We start from the raw sequence: 8,221 nt of genomic DNA, 5'->3' as shown, positions 1-8,221 counted from the left end.
AACTCAGGATGACGATTGCACAGGAAACTGGTAACCGAAAACTGCTAACATAGAAGTTACAAATCAACTCAATCCGCCATACTGAATTTGTTTAAGTATCTGTCTGAAAAGATCCTGAGATAGACTCAGGATGACGATTGCACAGGAAACTGAAAACTGGTAACAGAAAACTGTAACTGAAAACTGCCAACTGGAAACTGCCAACTGAAAACCAATCATTATCCCGCTGATCCTCAACCCCTATCCGTTTGGCGTTATCCATCCATTTTCCATCCTCCATTTCACATCTTACATCACCTACCCTCTTTATTTAAACTGATTACAAATAATTAATTATCAGCAATTTAGACTAATTTTATATTGCAAATAAATTAGAACCCAGAACAAATTCAGTTTACATTTGTATTGTTATTAAAGTACAGAAATATGAAAGATCTAATGCGTATCAAATGTTTAATATCTCAGGATATCGAAACATTATTAAATCAGCAAATTAAAAAAGAGGCTCACTCTTCATCATTATATTTATCCATGTCATCCTGGTGCGATCAAAATGGCTTCGATTATTCAGCAGATTATTTTCTAAAGCAATCTGAAGAAGAAAGGGTTCACCAGCTTAAATTATTTAAATATGTATTGGATATGGGCGGAAACGCCATCTCGCCGGAAGTTAGCGGAATCAAAACAGAATTCGCAAGTTTCAGGGAAGTTTTCGAAGATGCTTTGGAGGCAGAAATCGCAATTACCCAAAGTTTCAAAAACATTGCAGCCAGATGCCACAAAGAACAGGATTTCGTAACCATGGAATTTTTGAACTGGTTCCTGAAAGAGCAGCGTGAAGAAGAATACAAAGCACGCAGGGCCTTAGAATTGTTCGAGGTAATTGGCGAAGAAGGTACCGGAAGATGGGAAATTGATAAACACGTGAACAAAATTTCTTACTCAGAAGAATAACAACAACAAAACATATATTGAAAAGCTATCCTGAAAAGGGTAGCTTTTTTTTTTCACTTAGAATCCCTGTGAAAGATCGTCATTGCGAGGAGGAACGACGAAGCAATCTTACAACGATTGCTAAAATCCATAGACATAAGGTTGTTTCGTCGGCTGAAAAAGCCTTCTCACAATGACGAATTTTCCTTGAGAACCCTCCATTTCACCTATTTCCGCCCGGATGATAACCCAATAAAAAGAAAAGCCCCGGTTTTCCGGAGCTTTCTTGGTTTTAGGTTGTTTGGTTTATGTTGATTATGAATAAGTCTTGAAGTTTTTATAAAAAAAGCGCCGTTGCCAGCGCTTTTTTTAAACCAAATATATAATAATAATTAACGAGCATTACAAAAGTACAAAATTCAATCACAAAAACAAGTGTTTTTATTAAAAAATTAAAAAATAATTCAGTAAAAACTTAATAAAAAAGATATTTACATCTATAAAAATGAAATATAACCTAAAAATTAATACATAAAAACAATATTTTAACAATAAAAAACAGAAATTAATCGGATAATTAAATTTAAACACTTCATAATAAGGAATTATCCAGGAAATAAAGTCAAAAAGGATAATAACTTACAAATTTTATGAGGCCATCTCATCAAAAACCGATGAAGTCACCAGATAACATCACAATATTAACAAGCTGTCAGGAAAAAAACATTTAAGGAAGATATCAAATCACTTTTAAAAAAACTGCAAACCGAAAACCGCAAACCGCTAACCGATACCAGTTTTTTTTCTAAATTTGCGCCTTTCACAAATAACAATATGATTAAGAGACAGCAAATTAAAGATTTATTAAAGTCGACAGCATTTGACACAGAAGTAACGGTTATGGGATGGGTAAGAACTTTCCGTAATAATCAGTTTATTGCCTTAAATGATGGATCTTGCATGGGCAATATCCAGGTAGTGATCGATTTTAATAATCTACCTGATGAGCTCTTGAAAAGAATCACAACCGGCGCAGCCATTTCTGCAACAGGCAAACTGATCGAATCGCTTGGTAAAGGTCAAACGGTTGAGATTAAAGCCACCAATATAGAAATCCTTGGCGATAGCGATCCTGAAAAATTCCCTTTACAGCCTAAAAAACACAGTTTAGAGTTTTTACGTGAAATTGCACATCTGCGTTTCCGCACCAACACCTTTAATGCCGTTTTTAAGGTGCGCCATGCTTTGGCTTTTGCCATCCACCAGTTTTACAACGAGCGTGGCTTTGTTTACATGCACACGCCGGTAATTACAGCCAGTGATGCCGAAGGCGCGGGCGAAATGTTTAAAGTAACCACTCTCGATTTCGATAACCCGCCCCGTACTGAAGATGGTAAAGTAGATTTCTCGCAGGATTTCTTTGCCCGCGCCACCAACTTAACCGTATCGGGTCAGTTAGAGGGCGAACTGGCAGCCATGGCTTTTGGTAAAATTTACACGTTCGGTCCAACTTTCAGGGCTGAAAACTCAAATACCACACGCCATTTGGCCGAATTCTGGATGATTGAGCCTGAATTTGCTTTTGCCGACCTGGAAGACAATATGCAGCTTGCAGAAGACATGATGAAGTATGTTATAAAATATGCTTTGGATCACTGCAAAGAGGAGTTAGAATTTTTAAATAACCGTTTAGCTGAAGAAGATAAACAAAAACCGCAAAACGAACGCAGTGAATTTAGCTTGTTAGAAAAACTGGATTTCTGTTTAGCAAATGATTTTGAACGTTTAACTTATACAGAAGCGATCAGGATTTTAAAATCTTCTAAACCAAACCAGAAAAAACAATTTAAATACCTGATTGATGAATGGGGAGCCGATTTACAAAGCGAGCACGAACGTTACCTGGTAGAAAAACACTTTAAAAAACCGGTAATCTTAACCGATTATCCTGCCGATATTAAATCTTTCTACATGCGCCAGAATGAACCGGATGCCGAAGGCAGACAAACGGTTGCCGCCATGGATATCTTATTCCCGGGCATTGGCGAAATGATCGGTGGATCGCAACGTGAAGAGCGTTTAGACCGCTTAACGCAACGCATGGAAGCTTTAAATATTCCGCAGGATGAATTGTGGTGGTATTTAGATACCCGTCGTTTCGGGTCCGCACCACACGCAGGTTTCGGTTTAGGCTTTGAACGTTTGGTATTGTTCGTAACCGGAATGACCAACATCCGCGATGTAATCGCTTTCCCAAGATTCCCGAAAAACGCGGAGTTTTAGCCTTAGGGTTTAGGGTTTAGGGTTTAGGGTTTAGGGTTTAGGGTTTAGGAAAAACAAACCTTTCACCAAAGAAGTCAAGTTAACTTGACTTCTTTTTTATTAAGCGATTATTTTGATTGGCAATAAGAGGTAGTGAATTCAATCATATTGCACTTGTTTCAGTATTTACCTTACCATAAAGATCCTGAACTGAACTACCATTGACAGACTTCAAAAAGGTCGTTATTGCGAAGTAGAATCCGGAAGTTTCAAGAAAGTAATCTACGCTGTTAGTGGTCCTTGCTATAAAGATTGCTTCGTCGGCTGAAAAAGCCTTCTCGCAATAACGATCTCTCGGGGAGATTTGTTTCCGAAACTTTACTGTCATTTAAATTGATTTTTATTCAATAAAAATACCTTCTCAAACTAAAGAACATTTATGTATACCTAAAGGATATATCGCTGATGTTTTGAACGGTTTTGGTAGCTCAGACCGGCAACATTTAAGTATATCTACACAATATTGCCTTTGGAAAACTTATCTCCTGACCGTCCCAGCGGGACGATTCATCGGTAGCCAATTGTAAAATTGGCGTTTTCGTTCCGTAGGAACGTTTGGTGATTTTAACATTTATTCTTTCCCTGTTTTTGCTACCTAAACCTGATCCGATAACCATCGGATGGCGCGAAAGCCCGAAGCGAGGAACGAGTGAGGCTTGTAGCAAAAAGCAGGGCTGGGCTAACCTAGATGTTACTGCACCTGCTTTTCTAAAAAATAGCCAAAAAGAACAAAGAGGTCATGTTTTTGAAAACCGTGACCTCTTTTTTAATCTAAAAAGACTTCGAAAATACTATCTTCCATCCTCATGTACGGTATCCCCGTACGGATTAGCATGCGAATAATCTACTGCAGATACTTTATAATCGGTTGGGGCAAAACTTTTTGAAGTACTTAGCGCCATGCCTAATTCGTAACGGGTTGGATATGGGGTTTGCAATAAACTACCCGCCGGTATATACGGAAAGGTTTCTAAATAACTCTGCATCACACTCGGACTCACCCTTCTGTTGATATAGGCCCGGGTTAACTGATGCGTTTCCCGTAAACCCGCAGCCCCAAGCAATTCTACCGCACTGGCCACCGTCAGGTTATGGAAGTTTTTAACACGAACGGTTTTATCTTCCACCACCAAACCTTTCATTAAACTCGGATCCTGCGTAGCCACCCCTGTTGGGCAGGTGTTGCTGTTACACTCCAAAGCCTGGATACAGCCCAAAGCAAACATCATTCCGCGTGCGGCATTACACATATCAGCACCGAGGGCAATATTCTTAACCAGATCGAAACCGGTGGCCACTTTACCCGAAGCAATAATTTTAATATGTTTTTTCAGGTCAAAACCATTTAAAACATCATACACAAAGGCAACCCCTTCGCGCAATGGCATACCTACCGAATTCGAAAACTCCTGTGGCGCGGCACCTGTTCCACCCTCGCCCCCATCAACGGTTATAAAATCAGGATAAATCCCGGTTTCTACCATGGCTTTACAAATGGCATAAAATTCGCTTTTACGGCCTATACACAATTTAAACCCTACGGGTTTGCCACCTGATAAATCGCGTAGTTTCTGAACAAATTCCAATAAACCGATAGGTGTATTAAAAGCCGAATGTGCCGGTGGCGACAATACATCTTTACCTTCGGGCACTAAACGGATCCTCGCCACCTCCGGTGTTACTTTCTTGGCTGGCAGCATACCCCCATGACCAGGTTTTGCCCCCTGTGAAAGTTTAATCTCAATCATTTTCACCTGATCAGCCTGTGCCCGTTCGGCATAAGCGTCGTAATTAAAAGTACCATCCGCATTGCGGCAACCGAAATAACCTGTACCAATCTGCCAGATTAAATCGCCGCCCGGCTGACGGTGGTAATCGCTGATCCCGCCTTCGCCGGTGTTGTGCGCAAAGTTACCCAGTTTGGCACCACCATTTAATGCCAGAATAGCATTCTGACTTAACGAACCAAAGCTCATGGCCGAGATATTATAAATACTGGCAGAATAAGGCTTCTTACAATCCGGGCCACCAACGGTAACACGGGGATCTAAATTCAATTCATGGTGCGAAATGGCAGCAATACTATGGCTCAACCACTCGTAACCGTTTTCGTACACATTTAACTGTGTACCGAATGGAATCGTATCGTTATCGGTTTTGGCACGCTGGTAAATCAGCGAACGGTTTAACCGGTTATATGGAGTACCATTGGTGTCACTTTCCACGAAATATTGATACACTTTCGGTCTCAACTCTTCCATAAAATACCTCAAACGCCCAAATACAGGGTAATTCCTCACGATACTATGTTTAGGCTGATACAAATCGTAGATACCAAGCAGTACAAACGGACCTGTAAAAATGAATGTCCACCATAAAAAAGGATGGTAAAGGCCCAGCATAATGGTTAGGGCGATTAAAAATGCGGCAATCGCGACGAAAGCTTTTCTCATGTTTTTATTGTTAAGTATGATATCTGCACTGTAGAACGATAAGTTTGTTATCTTCTACCTTATAAACAAGTCTGTGTTCTAAATTAATCCTCCTCGACCACCAACCAGCATATTGATGTTTCAGTGGCTCAGGCTTCCCAGTTCCTTCGAAGGGTGTTCGTTCGATTTCTTTTATCAGGGCATTTATTTTTTTGAGAACCGATTTATCAACCGATTGCCAATAGAGATAATCCTCCCATGCACCATCCAGGAACAATTTAATCATGATCCAAAAGATCTTGTTCTTTTGCCAAACCGTTTTCATAATCCTTTAACCCTTGCTCCAGCCTCATTGCATTTTTTGGACTTTTTAAAAGATAAAATGTTTCTAGCATACTATCATAATCGGCCTTAGATAAAACAACTACATCTTCTCCTTTCGCCCGCGTAACAAATAATGGAGTATGATTAGAAAAAACCTTATCTAAATAAGACTTTAGACTTTGCCTGAATGAGGTATAATTTGTGATTTCCATAATTTTAGATAATAATCTTCAAAATTAAAGATAATAAAAAAACCTGTACAATTACTTGTACGTATTTAGAATCTTTATGGTTAATGTTATTTAAACAACAAACGTTTTAATTTGTTATTTTTACGCTATGCTTATTAAGATTTATCCGGAAAACCCCAACCAGAGGGCTATAGAACAGGTTGTTGAAGTATTAAAAAAAGGAGGCCTGATTATCTATCCAACCGATACGATATATGGTTTGGGCTGCGATATCACCAATCCGAAAGCGATCGAGAAAATCTGCAGGATACGTGGAATAAAACCAGAAAAGGCAAATTTTTCGTTTATCTGTCACGATTTAAAACACATTTCTGATTATATTAAACCCATTGACAATACTACTTTCAGGGTATTAAAGAAAGCACTTCCAGGGCCTTTTACCTTTATTTTCAATGCCAATAACAATGTACCCAAACTATTGAGTTCCAATAAAAAAACGGTGGGTATACGGGTGCCTGATAATAACATTGCCCGCTGCATTGTAAAAGAATTGGGCAACCCTATACTCTCGACTTCAATAAAAGATGATGATGATGTGATCGAGTATTCTACCGATCCTGAATTGATCCATGAGAAATATGAAGATCTGGTTGATCTGGTTATCGACGGTGGTTATGGCGATAATGAAGCTTCTACCGTAATCGATTGCACCACAGGTGAATTTAAAATCATTCGTGAGGGTAAGGGAAATATTGAGGAGTATCTGTAAAACCTTTCCGGTACAATAAAAAAGATAAATTGGTTTGCTTTTCTTGAAAGTGAACGATTCGGTTCCATATGGCGGCCTCCTGCCCTGCTTTACACTTCAAGTCCTCACTCGTGCCTCGCTCCGGGCTTTCCGTTTCAATCAGGCTTAATAACAAAGTTGGCAACCTATAAGTCACATATTAGTGTACCCTGCAATATGCTCCATGCGATCTGTACCCTGCTATCCGGCCGTAATGAAAGGAGCTTCCCTCATAGTTTCAATGCAATTCCAAAGATCTCTCCACTGCGGTCGAGATGACGATACATGGTGTCCACTCATAGTTACATAGGGATTAGTCTAAGGATGCCTTTCTTTGCACCATCCTACCCGGCCTCGCAGATTTTCGCAGGAAAAAGCACGGAAATCTTTGCAGTTCCCCTTATAAACCCACAGCCCAAGGCAGGATCAAAGCGAGCGCGGTGGAATAAAGCAAAGGCTAAAAGCCTCGATGCTGCCGCAATTAAGATTTCCGTAGGTTTTTACAAGAATTGCGTAGCAATCTTCTATACCGATAAAAACAACATGATCTTATAAAAAACAGATGCAAGCCTTTCAGTTATGCCTTAGTGTTTGTTGTTTTTAACGGCAGGCATGCTTTCGCTGCGCTCAGGTTTGTTTCTTTTCTATCAAGAGAAAAGAAAAAGCCCATCGGCGGCGGTGAGCCGAGGCAAGCCCGAGCCAAGGATAAAAATCCAAATTTGTCATTCTGAACGCAGTGAAGAATCTTTCAATCAAAGACCCTTCGTACCTACCATTGACGTATTTGTATAATTGTTTAATTTTCAACAACCTGCAAATTAAGTTCACCTGCTTTTTTTTGGAGGAAAATTATCTGTTGTTCTTTTAACTTTTCTTGATATCTCTTTACTCCCTGTTCAACATAATTCATCCCTTTATCAAATATTCTATAATAAAGTTCTGCTAATTTTCTTGCCGTAGCTTTTATAGCTATGCCAGAACCTTTTTTTGCTTTAAGTCGTCTGGCAAATGCTCCCAGCCCTGGTGTTTGCTTAACAATATAGATTGGGCTGCCTGTTTAAATATTTGTCCCGCTCTGGTTGCAGGTTTTTTCTTACTTCTTTTATTCATCTTTCCTGACTGATGCTTACCTGGAGCCAGTCCCAACCAGGAAACAAAGTTTTTTATTGAAGGCCACTGTTTAATATTGTTACCAAGTTCAGCCGTAAGCCTCATTAAACTGTAATCTGTTA

The 8,221-nt window shown here is 39.5% G+C and carries 7 protein-coding genes; 3 read left to right on the top strand and 4 right to left on the bottom strand.

Annotated elements, in window-relative coordinates; translation table 11 throughout:
- The first annotated feature begins 426 nt into the window (after positions 1-426).
- The gene (locus tag BM107_RS24415) at positions 427-954 is read left to right on the top strand and encodes a ferritin (RefSeq protein ID WP_090988394.1); all 528 of its coding nucleotides are present in this window, start codon (positions 427-429) and stop codon (positions 952-954) included.
- An 813-nt stretch (positions 955-1,767) separates the two neighbouring features.
- Positions 1,768-3,216 (top strand): asparagine--tRNA ligase, encoded by a 1,449-nt coding sequence (gene asnS, locus BM107_RS24410; RefSeq protein ID WP_090988392.1) that lies wholly within the window; start codon positions 1,768-1,770, stop codon positions 3,214-3,216.
- Between the two features lie 830 nt (positions 3,217-4,046).
- Here asnS and BM107_RS24400 read toward each other — a convergent pair.
- Genes BM107_RS24400 through BM107_RS24390 form a run of 3 tightly spaced genes read right to left on the bottom strand, consistent with a single transcriptional unit; the run spans position 4,047 to position 6,223 of the window.
- Positions 4,047-5,708, bottom strand: coding sequence for an FMN-binding glutamate synthase family protein (locus tag BM107_RS24400; RefSeq protein WP_090988389.1), 1,662 nt, complete (start codon positions 5,706-5,708; stop codon positions 4,047-4,049).
- A 10-nt stretch (positions 5,709-5,718) separates the two neighbouring features.
- Positions 5,719-5,973, bottom strand: coding sequence for a Txe/YoeB family addiction module toxin (locus tag BM107_RS24395; protein WP_090988387.1), 255 nt, complete (start codon positions 5,971-5,973; stop codon positions 5,719-5,721).
- On the bottom strand, positions 5,966-6,223 hold the full coding sequence (locus BM107_RS24390) for a type II toxin-antitoxin system Phd/YefM family antitoxin (protein ID WP_090988386.1): 258 nt from the start codon (positions 6,221-6,223) through the stop codon (positions 5,966-5,968). Before BM107_RS24390 ends, BM107_RS24395 begins: the two co-directional genes overlap by 8 nt.
- 127 nt (positions 6,224-6,350) lie before the next feature.
- On the opposite strand from BM107_RS24390, the gene BM107_RS24385 reads away from it, so the two are divergent.
- Positions 6,351-6,971, top strand: coding sequence for an L-threonylcarbamoyladenylate synthase (locus tag BM107_RS24385; RefSeq protein ID WP_090988385.1), 621 nt, complete (start codon positions 6,351-6,353; stop codon positions 6,969-6,971).
- 987 nt (positions 6,972-7,958) lie between these two features.
- Here BM107_RS24385 and BM107_RS24375 read toward each other — a convergent pair.
- The coding region (locus BM107_RS24375; protein ID WP_139222342.1) for a transposase at positions 7,959-8,221 on the bottom strand (263 nt) is incomplete at its 5' end.

The sequence above is a fragment of the Pedobacter suwonensis genome (assembly GCF_900111825.1).
GTDB lineage: Bacteria > Bacteroidota > Bacteroidia > Sphingobacteriales > Sphingobacteriaceae > Pedobacter > Pedobacter suwonensis.
The sequence above is the reverse complement of the archived record's forward strand: the minus strand, read 5'-3'. Positions and strand labels throughout refer to the sequence as shown.

Coding starts and splice junctions, on each gene's coding strand:
- BM107_RS24415 (WP_090988394.1), top strand. CDS start 427: ATGAAAGATCTAATGCGTATCAAATGTTTAATATCTCAGGATATCGAA.
- asnS (WP_090988392.1), top strand. CDS start 1,768: ATGATTAAGAGACAGCAAATTAAAGATTTATTAAAGTCGACAGCATTT.
- BM107_RS24400 (WP_090988389.1), bottom strand. CDS start 5,708: ATGAGAAAAGCTTTCGTCGCGATTGCCGCATTTTTAATCGCCCTAACC.
- BM107_RS24395 (WP_090988387.1), bottom strand. CDS start 5,973: ATGATTAAATTGTTCCTGGATGGTGCATGGGAGGATTATCTCTATTGG.
- BM107_RS24390 (WP_090988386.1), bottom strand. CDS start 6,223: ATGGAAATCACAAATTATACCTCATTCAGGCAAAGTCTAAAGTCTTAT.
- BM107_RS24385 (WP_090988385.1), top strand. CDS start 6,351: ATGCTTATTAAGATTTATCCGGAAAACCCCAACCAGAGGGCTATAGAA.